Source organism: Limnohabitans sp. 2KL-1 (assembly GCF_003063435.1).
In the GTDB taxonomy this organism is placed as follows: domain Bacteria; phylum Pseudomonadota; class Gammaproteobacteria; order Burkholderiales; family Burkholderiaceae_C; genus Limnohabitans_A.
On the sequence record NZ_NESL01000001.1, the window covers coordinates 159,850 to 180,032 of the forward strand.

Annotated in this window: 21 protein-coding genes; 15 read left to right on the top strand and 6 right to left on the bottom strand. The window is 59.3% G+C overall.

Going from position 1 to position 20,183, the window contains the following annotated elements; genetic code table 11:
• Positions 1-61: 61 nt before the first annotated feature.
• From B9Z47_RS00715 to B9Z47_RS00765, 11 genes are all read left to right on the top strand, one after another.
• A complete protein-coding gene (locus B9Z47_RS00715) occupies positions 62-499 on the top strand; it encodes a ribonuclease P protein component (RefSeq protein WP_108329351.1) in 438 nt (145 codons plus the stop codon).
• Positions 496-768 carry a membrane protein insertion efficiency factor YidD gene (gene yidD, locus B9Z47_RS00720; RefSeq protein WP_108329352.1) on the top strand — a complete coding sequence of 91 codons (273 nt, stop codon included), beginning with the start codon at positions 496-498 and terminating at the stop codon, positions 766-768. The genes B9Z47_RS00715 and yidD overlap by 4 nt, the downstream gene beginning before the upstream one ends.
• Positions 765-2,459, top strand: coding sequence for a membrane protein insertase YidC (gene yidC / locus B9Z47_RS00725; RefSeq protein ID WP_108329353.1), 1,695 nt, complete (start codon positions 765-767; stop codon positions 2,457-2,459). Before yidD ends, yidC begins: the two co-directional genes overlap by 4 nt.
• 62 nt (positions 2,460-2,521) lie before the next feature.
• Positions 2,522-3,934 carry a tRNA uridine-5-carboxymethylaminomethyl(34) synthesis GTPase MnmE gene (gene mnmE / locus B9Z47_RS00730; protein ID WP_108329354.1) on the top strand — a complete coding sequence of 471 codons (1,413 nt, stop codon included), beginning with the start codon at positions 2,522-2,524 and terminating at the stop codon, positions 3,932-3,934.
• Positions 3,935-4,060: 126 nt separating this feature from the next.
• Entirely contained in the window at positions 4,061-5,038 is a 978-nt protein-coding gene (locus B9Z47_RS00735; protein WP_108329355.1) for a fatty acid desaturase family protein, read from the top strand.
• A 51-nt stretch (positions 5,039-5,089) separates the two neighbouring features.
• Positions 5,090-5,872: an SDR family NAD(P)-dependent oxidoreductase gene (locus tag B9Z47_RS00740; RefSeq protein ID WP_108329356.1), complete on the top strand. Its 783-nt coding sequence runs from the start codon at positions 5,090-5,092 to the stop codon at positions 5,870-5,872.
• A gap of 324 nt (positions 5,873-6,196) precedes the next feature.
• On the top strand, positions 6,197-6,973 hold the full coding sequence (locus B9Z47_RS00745) for an ABC transporter ATP-binding protein (protein ID WP_108329357.1): 777 nt from the start codon (positions 6,197-6,199) through the stop codon (positions 6,971-6,973).
• A complete protein-coding gene (locus B9Z47_RS00750; RefSeq protein ID WP_108329358.1) occupies positions 6,966-7,676 on the top strand; it encodes an ABC transporter ATP-binding protein in 711 nt (236 codons plus the stop codon). Before B9Z47_RS00745 ends, B9Z47_RS00750 begins: the two co-directional genes overlap by 8 nt.
• A 25-nt stretch (positions 7,677-7,701) precedes the next feature.
• Positions 7,702-8,916, top strand: coding sequence for an ABC transporter substrate-binding protein (locus tag B9Z47_RS00755; RefSeq protein ID WP_108329359.1), 1,215 nt, complete (start codon positions 7,702-7,704; stop codon positions 8,914-8,916).
• 36 nt (positions 8,917-8,952) lie between these two features.
• The gene (locus tag B9Z47_RS00760; protein ID WP_108329360.1) at positions 8,953-9,837 is read left to right on the top strand and encodes a branched-chain amino acid ABC transporter permease; all 885 of its coding nucleotides are present in this window, start codon (positions 8,953-8,955) and stop codon (positions 9,835-9,837) included.
• A 4-nt stretch (positions 9,838-9,841) separates the two neighbouring features.
• Positions 9,842-10,801, top strand: a complete 960-nt coding sequence (locus tag B9Z47_RS00765; RefSeq protein WP_108329361.1) for a branched-chain amino acid ABC transporter permease — start codon at positions 9,842-9,844, stop codon at positions 10,799-10,801.
• A gap of 95 nt (positions 10,802-10,896) precedes the next feature.
• On the opposite strand, the gene B9Z47_RS00770 is transcribed toward B9Z47_RS00765, so the two are convergent.
• The 3 genes from B9Z47_RS00770 to B9Z47_RS00780 all read right to left on the bottom strand — a co-directional run bounded on the left by B9Z47_RS00770 (position 10,897) and on the right by B9Z47_RS00780 (position 14,059).
• The gene (locus B9Z47_RS00770) at positions 10,897-11,433 is read right to left on the bottom strand and encodes a 2,4'-dihydroxyacetophenone dioxygenase family protein (protein ID WP_108329362.1); all 537 of its coding nucleotides are present in this window, start codon (positions 11,431-11,433) and stop codon (positions 10,897-10,899) included.
• A gap of 82 nt (positions 11,434-11,515) precedes the next feature.
• Complete coding sequence (locus B9Z47_RS00775) at positions 11,516-12,070, bottom strand: adenine phosphoribosyltransferase (RefSeq protein WP_108329363.1); 555 nt, start codon at positions 12,068-12,070, stop codon at positions 11,516-11,518.
• Between the two features lie 3 nt (positions 12,071-12,073).
• Positions 12,074-14,059 carry a monovalent cation:proton antiporter family protein gene (locus tag B9Z47_RS00780; RefSeq protein ID WP_108329364.1) on the bottom strand — a complete coding sequence of 662 codons (1,986 nt, stop codon included), beginning with the start codon at positions 14,057-14,059 and terminating at the stop codon, positions 12,074-12,076.
• 138 nt (positions 14,060-14,197) lie between these two features.
• On the opposite strand from B9Z47_RS00780, the gene B9Z47_RS00785 reads away from it, so the two are divergent.
• Genes B9Z47_RS00785 through lptC form a run of 3 tightly spaced genes read left to right on the top strand, consistent with a single transcriptional unit; the run spans position 14,198 to position 16,363 of the window.
• Entirely contained in the window at positions 14,198-15,175 is a 978-nt protein-coding gene (locus tag B9Z47_RS00785; protein ID WP_108329365.1) for an SIS domain-containing protein, read from the top strand.
• A 1-nt stretch (position 15,176) separates the two neighbouring features.
• The gene (locus B9Z47_RS00790) at positions 15,177-15,755 is read left to right on the top strand and encodes an HAD family hydrolase (RefSeq protein WP_108329366.1); all 579 of its coding nucleotides are present in this window, start codon (positions 15,177-15,179) and stop codon (positions 15,753-15,755) included.
• Positions 15,752-16,363, top strand: coding sequence for an LPS export ABC transporter periplasmic protein LptC (lptC, locus tag B9Z47_RS00795; protein ID WP_108329367.1), 612 nt, complete (start codon positions 15,752-15,754; stop codon positions 16,361-16,363). The genes B9Z47_RS00790 and lptC overlap by 4 nt, the downstream gene beginning before the upstream one ends.
• A gap of 99 nt (positions 16,364-16,462) precedes the next feature.
• Here the strand turns inward: lptC and B9Z47_RS00800 are convergent, their stop codons facing one another.
• Entirely contained in the window at positions 16,463-17,002 is a 540-nt protein-coding gene (locus B9Z47_RS00800; protein ID WP_108329368.1) for an RNA-binding protein, read from the bottom strand.
• A gap of 229 nt (positions 17,003-17,231) precedes the next feature.
• The gene (locus tag B9Z47_RS00805; protein ID WP_108329369.1) at positions 17,232-18,434 is read right to left on the bottom strand and encodes an ammonium transporter; all 1,203 of its coding nucleotides are present in this window, start codon (positions 18,432-18,434) and stop codon (positions 17,232-17,234) included.
• Positions 18,435-18,604: 170 nt separating this feature from the next.
• Between B9Z47_RS00805 and B9Z47_RS00810 the strand changes: the two genes are divergently transcribed.
• Entirely contained in the window at positions 18,605-19,171 is a 567-nt protein-coding gene (locus tag B9Z47_RS00810; protein ID WP_108329370.1) for a TMEM165/GDT1 family protein, read from the top strand.
• Between the two features lie 176 nt (positions 19,172-19,347).
• Here B9Z47_RS00810 and B9Z47_RS00815 read toward each other — a convergent pair whose 3' ends face one another.
• Complete coding sequence (locus tag B9Z47_RS00815) at positions 19,348-20,163, bottom strand: formate/nitrite transporter family protein (protein ID WP_108329371.1); 816 nt, start codon at positions 20,161-20,163, stop codon at positions 19,348-19,350.
• Positions 20,164-20,183: the final 20 nt, after the last annotated feature.

Here is a 20,183-nt window from a genome sequence, read left to right on the forward strand (position 1 = left end):
TTCGGCCGTCTGGCGGTGGCCTGATGTCACTGCAGGCGGTTGAAGCTGGGGCCTGGTCATCGTGCAGCGTCTAAAAACACGCCCACAATTTCAGGCCACACTGGCTGGTGGCACAGTCTCGCGCACAGCGCATTTTGCGTTGCACCGCTTGGTGCTCACTCCTCAAGCTCAGACCTTACTCGCACAAGCCGAGCAAGTCGGGCCTGCACCTTCACCGGAGCAGGCCCTTTTTGACTTGGCCGATGTCTGGCTGGGGGCCATGGTGCCCAAGCGCTGGGCCAAACGGGCCGTGACCCGCAATGCGATCAAGCGACAAATTTACAACGTGAGCGCCAATTACCGAGATCGCTTGCCTTTGGCATCGCATGTCGTGCGCTTGCGCACTGGCTTTGATCGCAAACAGTTCATCAGTGCCACGTCCGAAGCCCTGAAATTGGCGGTGCGTCTTGAACTTGTGCAATTGTTTGAGCGTGCCACACGTCAGGAGACCACCGCATGATGCGCAGGTTGCTGATGGGATTGGTGCGTGCGTACCGTTTGCTGCTCAGCCCTTGGCTGGGATCAGCTTGCCGTTTTGAGCCGACGTGTTCCTCTTATTCGCTGCAGGCCCTGGAGCGTCATGGCGCGGCCGCGGGCAGTTATCTCACCCTTCATCGCCTGCTGCGTTGCCACCCTTGGTGTGCTGGCGGTGATGACCCCATTCCAGAACAGCCTCCGCGTTTGTTCACGGCTTTGTTTTCTCCTACTTCGTCAAAGAAGACTTCATGAACGATATCCGTCGCACCATCCTCTGGGTGATTTTTGGTTTTTCCATGGTTTTGCTGTGGGATCAGTGGCAGGGCTACAACGGCCGTCCTGCCACGTTCTTTCCCAAGCCCGGCGCGGCTGCCGTCGTGAACACCCCTGCAACAGCCAGTTCGGCGCAAGCTTCCAGTGCGGTTCCTTCTGCCAACACCACCGCCGCGCCAGTGACACCCGGACAAGTACCTTCAGGCGCGGCCGCGACGCCCAACCTGGTCAGCGAAAAGATCGAGGTGGTCACCGATGTGCTCAAGCTCAGTTTTGACACTGAAGGTGGCAACCTCACGCGCAGCGAGTTCATCAAGCACAACGATTTTGTGGACACCAGCAAGCCTTTTGTTCTGTTGGACCAAAGCAGCACGCGTGTCTACAACGCCCAAACCGGCCTGATTGGCGGTAATTTCCCGACACACAAAAGCATCATGCGTTTCAGTGGCGAAAAAAGCCTGAAAGACGGTCAGAACGAACTGACGTTGCGTTTCGAGTCCGAGGTGATGAACGGGGTGAAGCTGGTCAAGACTTACACCTTGCAGCGTGGCAGTTACGCGATCGCGGTGAAGCACGAAGTGATCAACGCAGGCACCACCAACGTGTCGCCTCAGCTGTACCTGCAGTTGGTGCGCGACGGCAACAAGCCCGCTGGTGAGTCGTCTTTCTATTCCACCTTCACGGGTCCTGCGGTTTACACCGAGGCCAAAAAGTACCACAAAGTTGAATTCAGCGACATCGAAAAGAACAAGGCTGAAATCGACAAGTCCTCGCCCAATGGTTACGTGGCCATGGTGCAGCACTATTTCGCCACCGCCTGGCTGCTGGCCGACGGCATTCAGCGCGAAAACTTTGTCCGCAAGGTTGACACCAACCTGTATGCCGTGGGCATGATCACACCGCTGGCAGAGCTGGCACCTGGCCAGTCGAAGACCGTGAGCGCACAACTGTTCAGCGGCCCGCAAGAAGAAAAAGTGCTGGAAGCCCTGGCACCGGGTTTGGACCTGGTGAAGGACTACGGCTGGCTGGCCATGTTGTCCAAGCCTTTGTATTGGTTGCTCGACAAGCTGTTCAGCTTCATCCAGAACTGGGGCTGGTCCATCGTGGCGTTGGTGCTGTTGCTCAAGATCGCTTTTTACTGGCTCAATGCCAAGGCATACGCCAGCATGGCCAAGATGAAAGCCATCAACCCCAAGATCATGGAAATGCGCGAGCGCCTGAAAAACGATCCGCAAAAAATGCAGCAGGAAATGATGAAGATCTACCGCGAGGAAAAGGTCAACCCGATGGGCGGCTGTTTCCCGATCATGATCCAGATCCCTGTGTTCATTGCCTTGTATTGGGTGCTGTTGTCCAGCGTCGAGATGCGCAATGCGCCCTGGATCGGCTGGATCCACGACTTGTCGGCACCTGATCCGTTCTTCATTTTGCCGCTGGTCATGACCTTGACCACCTTGCTGCAGACCGCGCTCAACCCCGCGCCACCCGACCCGATGCAAGCCAAGCTGATGTGGATCATGCCGCTGGTGTTTTCGGTGATGTTCTTCTTTTTCCCGGCGGGCCTGGTGCTGTACTGGATCACGAACAACATCCTGTCGATTGCACAGCAGTGGATGATCAACACCCGCATGGGCGTGCCGCCGCAGTTCAATCTGCCCAAGTTCAAGTAACTTCCCTAAAGGCCGCGCAAGCGGCCTTTTTTTGCTTCACCCCAGTCTGATCTTTCACCGCCATGCTTGCCCGCCACCAAGAACCCATCGTTGCCATCGCCACCGCACCCGGTCGCGGGGCTGTGGGCATCGTGCGGGTCTCGGGCAGGCACCTGTCTTCGCTGATTCAGGCCTTGTGCGGGCGCGACCTGAAAGCGCGTGAGGCCACTTATTTGCCCTTTGCCGATGCCGACGGCAGCCCCATCGACCATGGCCTGGCGCTGCATTTTGTGGCCCCGCACTCGTTCACGGGCGAAGACGTGCTGGAGCTGCAAGCCCACGGCGGACCGGTGGTGTTGCAGTTGCTCGTGGCGCGCTGCTTGCAAGCCGCGGCCGAGACCGACCCGGCCACCGGCCAGCCGCGTCTGGCCGGTTTGCGCGTGGCGCAGCCGGGTGAGTTTTCCGAGCGTGCCTTTCTGAACGACAAGATCGACCTTGCGCAGGCCGAGGCGATTGCCGACCTGATCGATGCCAGTACCGAAGCGGCTGCCCGCAGTGCCAGTCGCTCGCTGGCGGGTGACTTTTCCAAAGAGATTCACCTGTTGCGCGATGCCCTGATCCACCTGCGCATGCTGGTGGAGGCCACGCTGGACTTTCCTGAAGAAGAAATCGATTTTTTGCAAAAGGCCGATGCCCAAGGGCAGCTGACACGACTGCAAACCGCGCTGCACACCGTGCTGGGCAAAGCCCGGCAAGGCGCGCTACTGCGTGAAGGCATCAAGGTGGTGATCGCAGGCCAGCCCAATGCAGGCAAAAGCTCGCTGCTCAATGCGCTGGCCGGTGCTGAGCTGGCCATCGTCACGCCGATTGCCGGCACCACCCGCGATGTGGTGCAGCAGACCATACAGATTGAAGGCGTGCCACTGCATGTGATCGACACGGCAGGGCTGCGCGAAGGCGAGGGCGTGGACGAGGTGGAGCAAATCGGCATTGCCCGCGCCTGGCGGCAGATTGAGGCCGCCGATGCGGTGCTGTTTTTGCACGACCTGACGCGCGTTGGTCAGGCCGATTACGACACGGCCGATACAGACATTGCAACCGCCCTGCAAAGCCGCCTGCCTGCCAGCGTGTCGGTGATCGATGTGTGGAACAAGGCCGACGCCGCGCAAGTGCCCACCCCGCAGAACGGCCTGACATTGTCGGCCCGCACAGGCGAAGGCTTGCAGGCACTGCGCCAGCAACTGTTGCAACAAGCGGGTTGGCAACAAGCCAGCGAAGGCTTGTTCATTGCCCGCGAGCGCCATGTGCAGGCCTTGCACCGGGTGCGCGAGCATCTGGAGATGGCCGATGCCCACCTGGCAGCGCAAGCCCAAAACCTGGACCTGCTGGCCGAAGAACTGCGGCTGGGGCAAAACGCGCTCAATGAAATCACGGGCGAGTTCAGCGCTGACGATCTGCTGGGCGTGATTTTTTCGAGTTTTTGCATCGGCAAGTGAGCGTCGGGTGCGGGTGTCGACGCCGCGTCAAACCTTCAGGGAAAGCCCCCAAAAGGTCGCAACAGAGACTATTTCCAAGCCGAATTGGGCACAAGATGACGCTTTTGTCACTGCTTGCCCATTGCCATGACCGCCAACACCCCACCGTCACTCAGCGCCGAGCAAGACGCGTATTTACGCGACCGTTCTGATGGGATGGGCGCTTATCTGGTGTTGCATGCTTGGGGCGTCATGGTGTTGGCCATGGCATTTTTCATCGCTTGGCCCAATCCTCTGAGTTTCATCATCTCGGTCGTGGTCATTGGCGGTAGGCAATTGGGCTTGGCAATTTTGATGCACGATGCAGCGCACCGAGCCCTGTTCAAGAACACCCGACTCAATGACATGGTGGGCGCATTTTTGTGTGGCTGGCCCGTAGGTGCGAGCCTCACGCTGTACCGCCCTTACCACCTGAGCCACCACCGCCACACCCAGCAAGACGAAGACCCCGACTTGATTTTGTCGGCCCCCTTTCCGATCACCCGTCAAAGCTTTTGGCGCAAGATGCGGCGCGACATTTTGGGTATGACTGGCTACCAGCGGCGCATGGAATTTTTCCGCATGGAAATGGGCCAGGACCCGAGCCGCTGGCAGCGTTTGAAAAAACTGTTTCAGGCAGAAAAATACTTTGCGTTGACCAACCTCGTCATCTTTGCCGCCACAGCTGCAGCGGGCGTGTGGTGGGCTTACTTTGCCTTGTGGCTGCTGCCTTTGCTGACGTGGTATCAGGTGATCAGCCGCATCCGCAATATCGCCGAGCATGCGGTGGTGGGCGACAACAACGACCGTCTGCGCAACACACGCACGACGCTGACAAATTGGGGCATGCGCATGGTGTTGGCCCCTTATTGGGTCAACTACCACCTCGAACACCACCTGTTTGTCTTCACGCCTTGCTGGAAGTTGCCTGCGGCGCACCGCCTGCTGATCGAGCAAGGTTTCGGTCCGCGCATGGAGGTGGCCCAAGGTTATCTGGCGGTGTTGCGCAAAGCGGTTTCCAAACCGCATGACGATGCCGACCCAGGCTCGCCGGGCCATCAACGCAAGCGTGCGCAACTCATCTGATGGCCACCATTTGATCCCCTTGAGCTGAATCGCATTTTCAAAGGATTGAACATGTCACACCGTCTTGACCAACAAGTGGCCATCATCACGGGCGCCAGTCGCGGCATTGGCCGTGCGATTGCCGAGGCTTACGCGGCCGCAGGGGCCAGCCTGTGCCTGATCGCCACCGACGTGAAGCGCTTGCAGGAGATCAAGCAAGGCTTGAACTTGCCGACCGAGCGCATCATGACTTTGGCTCTTAACGTGACGGACCGCGACGCCTGCTTGGCCGCGGTGGCGCAAGTTGAACAGCACTTTGGGCGTGTCGATGTGCTGGTCAACAATGCCGGGGTATACCGGGCCAAGCCCTTTCTCGACTACGCGCCGCAGGATTTTCAGGACATGCTCGATGTGAACCTGTTTGGCGTGTTGCATTTCATGCAGGCCTGCTTGCCGGGTATGCAAGCGCGTCGATACGGCCGCATCGTCAACATCGCCTCCACCGCAGGCAAGTGGGGTTCGCGCAACCAGTCGGCCTACAACGTGAGCAAGCATGCGGTGGTTGGTCTGACGCGCTGTGTGGCGCTGGAGGCCAGCCCGCACGCCGTGACGGTGAACGCGATCTGCCCCGGTTTTGTGCAGACCGACATGGTGGAAGAACTCAAGGCTCAAGTTGCCCAAAGCGCGGGCATGACCGGCGAAGAAATGGTCAAGGCTGCACTGACACGGGTGCCTCTGGGCCGGATCCTCAACGTGACTGAGATCGCGGGTCTTGCGGTCTACTTGGGTTCATCCGAATCCAGTGGCATGACGGGGCAGAGCATCCATGTGGATGGCGGCATGGTTCTGAGTTGAGTGAATGGCCGTACCTTGCTCGACTGCCGCTAGGACATGGCGGTCACTGCGCACCATGGATGCGTCAAGCCAGGAAGGAAACACCCCATCAGGGCAGGCCACTGCGCGGGGGTGGTCCGAATATCCTGGTCAATAACACGGGCATTTAGACAATACGAACCTGTCTCTGCCAAGACGGTAGTTGGGCGGACGGCGCAGTGATGGACCGTTGTAGACACTTGTGGGACAAACCACGGGATAACCATGACACTTAACGCGCAGGCCATACGCACAATAGCGACTGGTTTCCAGAGCTTCGCAGTCCAATGAAACAGAGCAGTCCAGATGTCCAGCCAATTTATTCTTGAAACCCGCGATCTCGTCAAGGAGTTCAAAGGTTTTGTTGCCGTCAATGGTGTCAACCTGAATGTGCAGCGTGGTCACATCCATGCGCTCATCGGCCCCAACGGCGCGGGCAAAACCACCGTGTTCAACCTGCTGACCAAGTTCCTGATCCCGACCCGTGGACAGATCCTGTTCAACGGGCACGACATCACGCCAGAAAAACCCTCCCAGGTGGCGCGTCGCGGCATCGTGCGGTCTTTCCAGATTTCGGCCACTTTCCCCAACCTCACAGTGATGGAAAACGTGCGCATTGGTCTGCAACGCGCCACGGGCACCTCGATGCACTTTTGGCGCTCCGAACGCAGTCTGAACCAGCTCAACGACAAGGCCATGGCATTGCTCGACCAGGTCGATTTGGGCAACATGGCCGACCTGACTGCGGTGGAGCTGCCCTATGGCCGTAAGCGCGCTTTGGAAATTGCCACCACCTTGGCGATGGACCCCGAGCTGATGCTGCTGGACGAACCCACACAGGGCATGGGCCACGAAGACGTGGACCGCGTGACGCAGCTGATCAAGAAGGTGGGTGCCAACCGCACCATCTTGATGGTGGAGCACAACATGAGTGTGGTGTCCAAAATTGCGGACACCATCAGTGTCTTGCAGCGCGGACAAGTGATTGCAGAAGGACCTTACGCCGTGGTTTCGCAAAATCCCCAAGTGCTGGAAGCCTACATGGGCACGACCGACAACCAGCTGGAGGGGGCTCATGGCTGAATCCAAAGAATTCCTGCGCATCAGCAACCTGCAAGCCTGGTACGGCGAGTCGCACATCCTGCACGGGGTGGACATGACCGTCAACGAAGGCGAAGTGGTCACGCTGCTGGGCCGCAACGGTGCCGGCCGCACCACCACCGTCAAATCCATCCTGGGTCTGGTGGGACGCCGCACCGGCTCCATCACCATCAAGGGCCAGGAGACGGTGAACTGGGCACCGCACCAGATCGCCAAATTGGGTCTGGGTTATTGCCCTGAAGAGCGGGGTATTTTCTCGGCCCTGACTTGCGAAGAAAACCTGATGCTGCCGCCCGTCATTGCCCCCAACGGCATGTCGGTCGAGGAGATTTACGACATGTTCCCCAACTTGCTGGAGCGGCGCAACAGCCCCGGCACCCGCCTGTCGGGCGGTGAGCAGCAAATGCTGGCTGTGGGTCGCATTTTGCGCACCGGAGCACGCTTTTTGTTGCTGGACGAGATTTCCGAAGGCCTGGCACCTGTCATCGTGCAGGCGCTGGCCCGCATGATCACGGCCCTCAAGGCCAAGGGCTTCACCATCATCATGGTCGAGCAGAACTTCCGGTTTGCCGCGCCCTTGGCCGACCGGTTTTATGTGATGGAGCATGGTCAGATGGTGGAGAGCTTTACCTCGCAAGAGCTGTCCTCCAAGATGGGCATGTTGCACGAGTACCTGGGTGTCTGATTTTTTTCTAACTGGAGACAACACGATGAAACGCAAACTTCTTTCTCTGGCTGCCATGGCTGCCTGCGCTTTTGCTGGCGGTGCACAAGCCCAAATTTCTGACGGCATCGTCAAGATTGGCGTGCTCAACGACATGTCGGGTCTGTACTCCGACATCACCGGCCCCGGCTCCGTGAGTGCCGCCAAGATGGCCGTCGAGGATTACATCAAGGCGACCAAGAGCACCCTCAAGGTGGAAGTTGTGGGCGCTGACCACCAGAACAAGCCCGATGTGGGCTCCAACATTGCACGCCAGTGGTACGACACCGACAAGGTGGACATGATCGCCGACGTGCCCACCTCCTCGGTGGGCCTGGCCATTGCCAAGATTTCTGCTGACAAGGGCAAATTGCACGTCAACTCCGGTTCGGCCACTGCCGACCTGAGCGGCAAGGCCTGCAACGCCAACACCATCCACTGGGCTTATGACACTTGGATGTTGGCCAACGGCACCGGCAAGGCGATTGTCAAAAGCGGTGGTGACACCTGGTTCTTCCTGACCGCCGACTACGCCTTTGGCCACGCCCTGGAGCGTGACACCGAAGCCGTGGTGGTCAAGAACGGCGGCAAGGTGGTGGGCAAAGTCCGCACACCTTTCCCATCGCAGGACTTCTCTTCGTTCCTGCTGCAGGCTCAAGCCTCCAAAGCCAAGATCATCGGTTTGGCCAACGCCGGTGGCGACACCACCAACTCGATCAAGCAAGCCGCTGAATTCGGCATCACCAAAGGCGGCCAGAACCTGGCCGGTCTGCTGGTCTTCCTGCCCGACGTTCACTCGCTGGGTCTGAACACCGCACAAGGCCTGATGCTGACCGAAACCTTCTACTGGGACCTGAACGACAACACCCGAGCCTTCACCAAGCGCTTTGCTGCAGCCAACGGCGGCAAATACCCGTCCATGGTGCAAGCCGGTGTGTACTCCAGCGTGATCCACTACCTGAAGGCTGTGGATGCAGCCAAAACCGACGATGGCACCAAAGTGGCCGCCAAGATGAAAGAGCTGCCCACAGATGACCCCTTGTTCGGCAAAGGCAGCGTGCGTCCTGATGGCCGCAAACTGCACCCCGCCTACTTGTTCCAGGTCAAGAAGCCTGCCGAGTCCAAGGGGCCTTACGACTACTACAAGCTGGTCGCTACGATCCCTGCCAACGAGGCCTTCCGCCCCTTGGCCGAGAGCGAGTGCCCTCTGGTCAAGAAGTAATCCCGTCCTTTTGTTCAAGCAAGTCGAAACACCACAATGGAAATCTTTGGCATACCCTCGCAAGCCCTGTTCGGGCAATTGCTGATCGGGCTGATCAACGGCTCTTTTTACGCACTGCTCTCACTGGGTCTGGCCGTGATTTTCGGCTTGCTGAACATCATCAACTTCACCCACGGGGCCCAGTACATGTTGGGTGCCTTCGTGGCCTATCTCTCGCTCACCAAGCTGGGCATCAATTACTGGGCATCGCTCATCGTCACGCCGATCCTGGTGGGCGCAACCGGCATGGTCATTGAGCGCACCATGCTCAAACGGCTGTACAAGCTCGACCATTTGTATGGCCTGCTGCTGACCTTTGGTCTGGCGCTGATCATTCAGGGTTTGTTCCGCCACGAATTCGGCTCATCGGGCATGCCTTATCCGGTGCCCGAAGTGTTCCAGGGCGCATTCAACACCGGCTTCATGTTCCTGCCCAAATACCGCGCCTGGGTCATCGTGGCTTCGTTGGTGGTCTGCTTGTCCACCTGGTACGTGATCGAGCGGACCAAACTCGGGGCCTATCTGCGTGCCGCAACAGAAAATCCGAGCCTGGTGCAGGCTTTCGGCATCAACGTGCCGCGCATGATCACCCTGACTTATGGGTTTGGCGTCGGTCTGGCGGCGTTTGCCGGCGTCATGGCTGCACCCGTCTACCAAGTCAACCCGACCATGGGTGCCGACATCATCATCGTGGTGTTTGCCGTGGTGGTGATTGGCGGCATGGGCTCCATCATGGGGGCCATCCTGACCGGTTTCGGTCTGGGCCTGATCGAAGGCCTGACCAAGGTGTTCTACCCGGAAGCTTCCAGCACGGTGATCTTCATCATCATGACCATTGTTCTCCTGATCAAGCCAGCCGGGTTGTTCGGCACCCAGAAGTAAGACCATGACCACTGTCTCGACGCCCTCTTTCAAGACCCAGTCGTTCACGCACCAGTGGGTGGCCTTTGCCATCATGGTGCTGGCCTTGGTCATCGCGCCCATTTGGGTCTATCCCGTCTTTCTTATGAAGGTCATGTGCTTTGCCTTGTTTGCATGCGCCTTTAATTTGCTCATCGGCTTTGGCGGCCTGTTGTCGTTTGGCCATGCCATGTTTCTGGGCACCGCCGGTTATGCCGCCGCGCACGCCGCCAAGGTCTGGGGCTGGAACCCCGAACTGGCCGTGTTGTTTGCCACAGGCTGCTCTGCCTTGCTGGCCCTGGTAACCGGCATGCTCGCCATCCGCAGACAAGGCATTTACTTTGCGATGATCACCTTGGCGTTCTCGCAAATGGTGTTCTTCTTCTACCTGCAAACGCCTTTCACCGGCGGTGAAGACGGTATCCAGAGCGTGCCGCGTGGCAAATTGTTCGGCGTCTTTGACCTCGAACAAAACAGCACCATGTACATGTTCGTACTGGCCATCTTTCTGGCAGGTTTTGCTTTCATCTGGCGCATCGTTCACTCGCCTTTCGGTCAAATTCTCAAGGCCATCCGTGAGAACCAGGACCGCGCCATTTCGCTCGGCTATGACACCGATCTGTACAAGTTGATCGCTTTCGTCATTTCCGGCGCATTGGCCGGCACGGCGGGTGCCACCAAATCGCTGGTGTTCCAGCTGGCTTCTTTGACAGACGTGCACTGGTCCATGTCGGGCGAAGTGGTGCTGATGACGCTGGTGGGTGGCTTGGGCACCTTGTTTGGCCCTGTGGTTGGCGCGGCTGTGATCGTGAGCATGCAAAACTACCTGGCCCAGTTGGGTGCTTGGGTCACCATCATCCAGGGGGTGATTTTCGTGATCTGCGTGCTGGCCTTCCGCCGAGGCATCGTGGGCGAAATCGCCAACTGGCTCAAGAAACCACTTTGAGTTCGGTGCTCACCTGAAAGTGAAGCCCCAAGAAAAAAACCGCCCTGACAGGCGGTTTTTTTCTTGGACTGTCTTTCTTGTCTGTAATGCGCGCTTCAGCGCATGAAGTTCTTCACGTAATCCGCCCCCAGCCCGACGGCTTCGAAGTGGGCGCGGTATTTCTCGATCCGGGTGAATACGTCGTCATACCCGATGGCGTTGCCCTGCGTGTCGACATACATCAATGCGCCATGCACGGTGAACAAGGTCACCATGTCTTGACAGTCGTCGGGCACGACCAGCGTATGGGTCTCACCAGGGGGTTCGAACACATAGCTGCCTTCTTCGGCCACCCAGTCGTGCTCCAGATACAGCCATTTGCCGCGCAGCACATGCGCATGCACCATGCCCGAATGCCGGTGACGCTGCAGCAGACCCGAGCGCTTGACTTTGAGAAGGTGCACATAAAAGCCGCCGCTCACATTCAGGTGCAGCGGTCGTGACCAGATGCCCGGACCCACCGGGGCCCACAGGCGTTCGTCTTCGGTCTGAACGTTGTGCACCACCATGTCGGGAGCCATGCCCCAGGGCTGGGGTTTGGCATAGGGAACGCGGTCATCGGCGGCCGCTGGCGGGGTGTGGTTGGAGCTCATGGGTAGGACCGGCCAAGTGGAAAACACCAGCTTAGAGCGGTCCAGGCGCCTTGTCAGCGCCGTGCGTGACAGCCCGCTGGCCTCAATGTCCCTCGAAGGACACCAGCGTGAACAGCTTCAAACCCGCGGCCCGAATCCGGTTAGACCCCCCCAGCTCGGGCAAATCCACAATGGCGGCACCCTCGATCACGGTGGCCCCCAGTTTCTCCAGCAGCTTTTTGCCCGCCATCATGGTGCCGCCCGTGGCGATCAGGTCATCGATCAGCACCACACGCTGACCGGGTTGGACGGCATCGGTGTGCAGCTCTACCGTGGCGCTGCCGTATTCCAGCTCGTAGGTTTCTTCGACCGTGGTGAAGGGCAGCTTGCCCTTTTTGCGGATGGGCACAAAACCCAGCCCCAGCTCGTAGGCCACCACCGAGCCCAGAATGAAGCCCCGCGCATCCAGCCCCGCCACCACGTCAGGGCGCAAGGCCGGGTGCATGTAACGGTGCACAAAAGCATCGATCAGCACACGGAACACACGCGGGTCTTGCAACAGCGGTGTGATGTCGCGAAACTGCACGCCCGGCGCAGGCCAATCGGGCACCGTGCGGATATGGCTTTTCAAATAGTCGTTGACGTTCAAATCGTCCATGCCTCAACCTCGTAAAAGTTTCTCTTCGGCCACCGCCAACGTTTGGGATTTTCCCGACAGCACCAGCGTGTCACCCGAGAATAGCTCGGTGTCATCGGTCACTTTTTCTGACTGACCATTGGCGCGGCGCAGGTTCACCACGCGCACGCCCATGGCATGGAAAGCCAGGTCCTTGATCTGCTTGCCCAACCAAGGGGAAGCCAAGGGCAGCCCCACGGTGGTCAAACGATCGTGGTCGATTTCGTCCAGCGTGTCGTCGTCCGCACCATGGAAATATCCGCGCAGCAGGTTGTAACGTGCGTCGCGCTGGTCTTGCACGATGCGGATCACGCGCCGCATGGGCACGCCCACCAGCGCCAGCGCATGGCTGGCCAACATGAGCGACCCCTCCAGCGCCTCGGGCACGACCTCGGTAGCCCCTGCCAGCTGCAGTTTTTCCAGGTCGAGATCGTCCTGCGTGCGCACGATCACCGGCACTTGCGGCGCATGGCTGTGGGTGTGGTCCAGCACCTTCATGGCTGCGGGCACATCCAGGTACGTGATCACCACCGCGCTGGCGCGCGCCAGGCCCGCGGCCATCAGCGATTGCAGCCGTCCGGCATCGCCAAATACCACCGAGTCGCCTGCCGCAGCGGCCTGCCGCACCCGGTCCGGGTCCAGGTCCAGCGCCATGTAGGGGATGTTTTCCTTTTCCAGCATGCGAGCCAAGTTCTGGCCGCAGCGGCCATAGCCACAAATGATCACATGTTTGCTGGTGTTGATTGATTTGCGGGCAATGGTGGTCATTTGCAGCGATTGCTGCAGCCATTCACTGGCGACGACTTTCAGGACAATGCGGTCGCTGTGCATGATGATGAAAGGGGTGGCCAGCATCGACAACACCATGCTGGCCAGTACCGGATTGAGCAGTGCGGGCGGAATCAGCTGGTTTTGTGATCCGAGCGTGAGCAGAACAAAGCCGAATTCACCGGCCTGGGCCAAGTACAGCCCCGTGCGCAAGGCCACGCCATGGGGGGCACCGGTCAGCTTGGCCAGTGCGGTCACCAGCCCCAGCTTGAACAGCACCGGCAAAGTGGTGAGCAGCAGCACCAAGGGCCACCGTTCCACCACGATGCGCCAGTCCAGCAGCATGCCGATGGTGATGAAAAACAGGCCCAGCAACACGTCGTGAAATGGCCGGATGTCCAGTTCCACCTGGTGCTTGTATTCGGTTTCTGAGATCAGCATGCCCGCTATGAAGGCCCCCAGTGCCAGGCTGAGACCCGCCATCTCGGTGATCCACGCCAGGCCCAGCGTGACCAACAGCAGGTTCAGCACGAACAGCTCTTCGCTTTTGCGCCGCGCCACGAGAGTGAGCCACCAGCGCATGACCCTTTGCCCACCGGTCATGAGCAAGGTGATCAAGACCGTGGCCTTGCCCGCCGCCAGCAACAGGGCCGAGAACATTTCTTCGGCAGGCGCACCCAGGGCCGGAATCATCACGATCAGGGGCACCACGGCCAAATCCTGAAACAGCAATACGCCAATCACCCGCTTGCCGTGTTCGGACTCCAGCTCCAGACGGTCCGCCACCAGTTTGATCACGATCGCCGTGCTGCTCATGGCCATGGCACTCGACAGCGCCAGCGCGGTTTGCCACTCCATCTTCCAAAGTGTCGGGGCCATGGTGGTCACAAACAGGGAAAACACCGTCACGATCACCAGCGTCAGCAGCACCTGCAGCAGGCCCAGGCCAAACACATGCTTGCGCATGGAACGCAACTTGGGCAAGTTGAACTCCAGCCCAATCACGAACATCAGGAACACCACGCCAAATTCGGCCAGGTGCTTCACGCCATCGGAGTTTTGCGCCAGCGCCAGCGCGTTGGGGCCGATCACCACGCCCACCGCCAGATAGCCCAGCATGGGGGGCAGTTTGAGCATGCGGCAAGCCACCACGCCCAGCACGGCGGCCAAAAGGTACAAGAGGGTCAGCTCCAAAGCATTCATGTTTCGATGGTACCAAGCCCATGTGTCGTTCGAGTGCACTTCTGTGGGATTGCCACCTGTGACGCTTTGGAGGTGGGCAAAAAAGGGAGTACCTTGATGGGACCCGATGCTGGCGCGTACGGACCGATAAAATGCCGCATGCCTGCAAACCCACTACAAACACTTCAACTGGCCCGCGCCACCCTCGACATTGAGGCCGCCGCTTTGCTCCAACTCAAGGACAGGCTGGATGTGGACTTTGTGCAGGCCGTGGACATGATGCTGGGCGTACAAGGCCGTGTCGTGGTCACGGGCATGGGCAAGAGTGGTCACATTGGGCGCAAGATTGCGGCCACGCTGGCCTCTACAGGCACGCCGGCCATGTTCGTGCACCCGGCCGAGGCCAGTCACGGTGACTTGGGCATGATCAAGACAGTCGATGTGGTGCTGGCCATCTCCAACAGTGGGGAAAGCGACGAGCTGGTTGCCATCTTGCCTGTGCTCAAACGCCAGGGCGTCCCCCTGATCGCCATGACCGGCGGTTTGAACTCGTCGTTGGCTCGCCATGCCGATGTGGTGCTCGACAGCTCGGTGGACAAGGAGGCTTGTCCCCTGAACTTGGCCCCGACCGCCAGCACCACGGTCCAGTTGGCCTTGGGCGATGCGCTGGCCGTGGCCTTATTGGATGCCCGGGGCTTCAAGCCCGAAGACTTTGCGCGCAGCCATCCCGGTGGTTCACTTGGGCGCAAGCTCTTGACGCATGTCAGCGATGTGATGCGCAAAGGCAGCAATGTGCCCCAAGTCAGCCCGGATGCCGAGTTCACCGCACTCATGCGCGAGATGAGCAGCAAAGGCCTGGGCGCCACCTCGGTGACCGATGTCGATGGTCGCGTACTGGGTGTGTTTACCGACGGCGACTTGCGACGCCTGATTGAAAAAGGGGTTGACTTGCGCGCCCTCAAGGCCTGCGATGTGATGCACGCCGATCCACGCACCATCCGGCAAGATGCATTGGCCGTCGAAGCCGCTGAAATGATGGAGCTGTACCGCATCACCAGCATTTTGGTGGTCGATGCGCAAGGTCTCCTGTGCGGGGCGATCAACTCCAATGACTTGATGCGCGCCAAGGTGATCTGACATGCAACCCTTTAGCCCAGCTTTGCATTACCCGCCTGAATTGCTCTTGCAGGCGCAAGGCATTCGCGTGGCTTTTTTGGACATCGATGGCGTGTTGACCGATGGCGGTCTGTATTTTTCAGAAGCCGGCGAGACCCTCAAGCGCTTCAACACGCTGGATGGCCAAGGGCTCAAACTGTTGCAAAAAGCGGGCATCACACCCGTGGTCATCACGGGGCGGGACTCGGCCCCCTTGCGGTTGCGTCTGAAAGCGCTGGGCATCACACATGCCCGCTTCGGAACCGAAGACAAACGCCCTGCTGCCGAAGCCTTTTTGCGTGAATTGAAGTTGGACTGGACGCACGCCGCCGCCATGGGTGACGATTGGCCAGATTTGCCCGTCATGCAGCGTGCCGCTTTCGCTTGTGCCCCAGCCAACGCACACGCGCAGGCCAAAGCCATCGCACACCACATCACATGCGAACGAGGCGGCGATGGTGCCGCCCGTGCATTTTGCGACCTGTTGCTGGTGGCTGGGGGTCATTACGCCCGCTTGCTGGCGCAAGTGGGGGTCAACGACCATCCTGGTGCTTCCGCATGAGCTGGCTGGACCCCTTCCGGCGCACTCTGGACCGACTGACTTTGTACCTGCCCTTGATCATTTTTGCTTTTTTGGCATTGGGCAGTTGGTGGTTGGTGCAAAGCATGCCTGAGATATTGCCACAAGGCATGGACAAGTTGCTGCGCAAAGATCCCGACTATCGGCTTGAAAAATTCACCGTCAAATCCTTCGATGCCTCAGGCCGCCTGACCCGTGAAATCACGGGTGCCAATGCCACACATTTCCCAGCGCGTCAGGAGTTGCATATTGAGGAGATTCGGATCTATGCGCAAAACGAAGCGGGAACCCAATTCAGGGCACAGGCCCAAAAAGGCGTCTCCAGCGAAAACGATCACCGTGTGACTTTGATGGGCGATGCCCAAGCGGTCAGAAAAGCCGATCGGACTGGACCACAGATCCAACTCAGGGGTGAGTCCCTGACGGCGTGGATGGACGAGGAGCGTGTTATTTCGACTTTGCCGGTGGAAATCATGCGAGGCAAGGATCTGTTCAATGCGCAGACCATGGACTTTGACATCCGAAATGGTCAATACGAACTCAAGGGGCGTGTTCGTTCGGTGCTGGCACCTTCAGTTGGCAAGCCATGACACCACCCACGTTGGTCACGTAGCCACCAACAACAAAGCCCTGCATAGCAGGGCTTTGTTTTTTCAACCGGCTGACTTTGAAATCAGCCTGAAATGATTTCAGTAACCGCCGCCGTAGCCGCCGCCACCTTCACGGCGACCGCCACCACCAGCACCGCCGCTGCCGCCACGTGGGCCAGCACCGTAGGGGCTGCGGAAACCACCGCCGCCGCCTTCGCCGCCACCGTAGCCGCCGCCGCCTTCGCGACGACCACCGCCGCCGCCGCCGCCGTAACCGCCGCCGCCTTCACGACGACCGCCGCCGCCACCACCACCGTAGCCGCCACCACCACCGCCGCCGTAGCCGCCACCACCACCGAAACCGCCGCCACCGGAACGGGGGGGACGTGCTTCCATGGGGCGTGCTTCGTTCACGACCACGTTACGGCCGCCCAAAGGCTGACCATTCATGCCGTTGATTGCGGCTTGGGCTTCGTCATCGCTGCCCATTTCCACAAAGCCGAAGCCTTTGGAGCGGCCAGTGTCACGCTCCATCATGACTTTGGCGCTGGTCACAGCACCGAATTCACCGAAAGCTTGTTCCAGATCGCCGTCGCGAACCGAATAAGGCAGGTTGCCGACGTAAAGTTTGTTGCCCATGAAAGGGACTCCTCAAAACACAGAGATAAAAGCGATGGAGCTCCGAAAGCGCATTCAACAAACCTGAAAACATCGGAAGGGAAGCGAAACTGATCTGGTCACCGCGAACATTACTTCACCATTTTTTACAGTGAAGTTCAATCATTATGCGCCATAAAACCAAAAACAGTGCAAGGGGTATCCCTTCAAAACCCGCCAGTGTGGGCTTTGTCACACGCTGTGGGTGTTTTTACCAACTGACCTCCCGATCTGGCGTGGCACTGATCTTGTGCACGGTCAAATCCGCACCGTCATATTCTTCTTCGGGGCTGAGTTTCAGGCCCAAAGAGATTTTCAAAATACCGTAAACCAACAGCCCGCCCAGCAATGCCCATAGGACCCCCAAAGCGGTGCCTATCAGCTGGGCCGTGAAATTGACGCCGCCAAGCCCGCCCAAGGCGTGGCTGCCAAAAATGCCCGCAGCCAGGCCGCCCCATGCGCCGCAAAGCCCATGCAAAGGCCAAACGCCCAAAACATCGTCGATCTTCCATTTGTTCTGGGTCAGCGTGAACATGATCACAAACAAACCACCAGCCACTGCACCCGTGATCAGTGCACCAAAAGGGTGCATTAAGTCAGACCCTGCACACACGGCCACCAAACCGGCCAAGGGCCCGTTGTGCACAAAACCCGGGTCATTTTTGCCCAATACCAAGGCGATCAGCGTGCCGCCGACCATGGCCATCAGCGAGTTGACCGCCACCAAGCCAGAAATCTTGTCCAGCGTCTGGGCACTCATCACGTTGAAGCCAAACCAGCCCACGATCAAAATCCAGGAGCCCAAGGCCAAAAACGGGATGCTCGACGGCGGGTGCGCCGAGACCTGGCCGTCCTTGCGGTAGCGGTTGTAACGCGCACCCAGCAGCACAACCGCCGGCAGTGCGATCCAGCCACCCATGGCGTGCACCACCACCGAGCCGGCAAAGTCATGGAACTCGTCACCCGTGACCGCCTTGATCCAAGCCTGCACGCCAAAGTGCTGGTTCCAGGCAATGCCCTCAAAGAAGGGATAAACAAAGCCCACGATGACGGCGGTGGCGATCAGCTGGGGCCAGAACTTGGCCCGTTCGGCAATGCCGCCCGAAATGATGGCGGGAATGGCTGCGGCGAAGGTCAGCAAAAAGAAGAATTTGACCAGGTCATACCCGTTCTTGGCAGCTAGTTGCTCTGCCCCCACAAAGAATGTGGTGCCGTAAGCCACGCTGTAACCCACCACAAAATAAACCACGGTGGACACCGAAAAATCCACCAGGATCTTGACCAGCGCATTGACTTGGTTCTTTTTGCGAACCGTGCCCAGCTCCAGAAAGGCAAAACCGGCGTGCATGGCCAGCACCATGATGCCGCCCAACAAAATAAATAGCGCGTCTGCGCCCTGTTTCAGTGCTTCCATGAACGTCTCTTGAGGATTTTTGAATTGATTTGGTGCATAAAGGGCTCAAAAGCCTTTTATGCACCAAACAAAAGCAAGAAATAGGCCTCAATCAATGCGCGTCAACAAAGGGCTTTCAGGGCGCTCACGTAAGATTCTTCTTTTTTTGAAGTTCTGCACTGCATATTCACATGGAAGCATTCCTCGTCTCTACCGGCATCGTGGCCCTGGCCGAAATGGGTGACAAAACCCAACTGTTGTCGCTGGTGCTGGCCGCCCGTTTTCGCAAACCCTGGCCCATCGTGCTGGGTATTCTGGTGGCTACGCTCGCCAACCATGGCCTGGCCGGTGCCGTGGGCAGCTGGGTCACCACCATGATGGGACCGACCGCGCTGCGCTGGGTGCTGGGTGCGTCCTTCATCGCCATGGCGGTGTGGATGCTGATCCCCGACAAACTCGACGACGAAGACAGCGACAGCGCCCCGCGCATGGGCGTGTTCCTCACCACCGTAGTGGCTTTCTTTCTGGCCGAGATGGGCGATAAAACCCAGATCGCCACTGTGATGCTGGCTGCGCAATACAACGCCTGGTTCATGGTGGTCGCGGGCACCACACTGGGCATGATGCTGGCCAACGCCCCCGTGGTGTGGCTGGGCGATGCCATCACCAAGCGCGTGCCGCTGCGCATGGTGCACATCGTCTCGGCCGTGATCTTTGCGATTTTGGGTGTGATCGCCCTGTCGGGCTGGGGCACGTAACGGGGCTTGATGGCTCACGGCATCGCTCTCATGACCTTCATGGCCTGACGCATCGTCAGCAGGTCGGTGGCTTCAGCCCCGACATGGGGCCAGGGCGAATTCAAGATCACCAGCACCAGTGAGGACCATATCGGACCTGAAGGTGCCGACCTACAAATCCAACGAACCCCATGGGTTCAAGCAGGCACTGGGCGCTTGTAAATGACGTGGTAAACCCCGGCCACCAGCAAAGCACCGCCCAGAATATTGCCCAGGATCACGGGCAGCAGATTGCCCAGCATGCCGCTCCAGGTGACGGCGGGGTAGCCCGTCAGGCCGCCGTGCTGCAGCAGCATGGCCAGCGGCATCACATACATGTTGGCGATGCTGTGTTCAAAACCAGCCGCCACAAACGCCATCACCGGCAGCATCACGGCCACGGCCTTGTCGACCACACTGCGCCCGGCCATGGCCATCCACACGGCCATGCAGACCAGCACATTGCACAACACGCCGCGCAGCAAGGCGGTGACAAATGGCAGCTCTTGTTTGGCCACGGCGATCTGAACCACCTTGTGCCCAATCGCCCCGCCATTCAGGTTGGCATGGCCGCTGGCGAACACCAACAGCGCCAGAGCGGCCGCACCCACCAAATTGGCCAGGCACACGATGCCCCAGTTGCGCAGCACCTGCGCCGCGCTGACCCGGCCATCGGCCCAGGCCATGACTATCAGGTTGTTGCCGGTGAACAACTCGGCCCCGGCGACCACCACCATGAACAAGCCCACCGAGAACACCAAACCGCCCAGCACCGCACTTGTGGCGAAGCCCAGCGTCGGGTCGGACTTGACCAGCACAAACAGCATGGCCCCCAAGCCAATGAACGCCCCGGCCAGCACGCCCAGCAAAGCCAGCGGCAGCGCGGCCATGCGGGCCTTGGCTTCGCCAACCCCCTCGACGCGGCGGGCGATTTCGACCGGACTGTAGGCGTCCGAGCCATAAAGTTCTGACATGCGTGCTCCTGACATGGACC